General features: G+C 38.0%; 1 pseudogene. It reads right to left on the bottom strand.

The annotated features are described in order from the left end of the window. Window positions 1–489: pseudogene (locus tag N0824_RS17350) on the bottom strand (tail length tape measure protein); the annotation flags it as partial.

The following is a 489-nucleotide window of genomic DNA, read 5'->3' as shown; positions in this document are numbered from 1 at the left end:
AAGCTATCTTATCTTGACCCTTTAAAGCTCTTTTCTCCCTTTGAGTCGCCTGAACAATCAAATCTAGTTCCTTCTCTGTTGCCTCTAATAATGCCTCTCTTTGTTGTTGATTTTTCTGGGCAATGAAGGGATTCCGACAAGCAATTAATCTTTCGTCGGGATAATCTTCGCTCTCAAATTCCACCAAGTTTACCTGATCAAATAATCCTAATTGAATCACTTCTACCTCAGCCATTTTCCGAATTTGAGGCTTAGTTAAACCAGTAATATAGTCTAATCCTTCTATCGGTTTTACTAATTCCTTGATTTTCGAGTTAGTTAAAATTCCTCTATCACTTACCCAGACAACATTCTCAATCCCCCAACCCTTTCTGACTTTCTCAATTTGTCCGCTTAAAGTAGCACCTTCTGAGGTGTTTCCTTCAAATACTTCTACTGCTATCGGACAACCCTTAGCTGAACATAACAAACCAAAAACTATCTGAGTTT

Origin of the sequence: Microcystis sp. 0824 (genome assembly GCF_003112475.1) — a bacterium.
GTDB lineage: Bacteria > Cyanobacteriota > Cyanobacteriia > Cyanobacteriales > Microcystaceae > Microcystis > Microcystis aeruginosa_C.
This window is presented reverse-complemented; position numbering and strand designations above follow the sequence as displayed.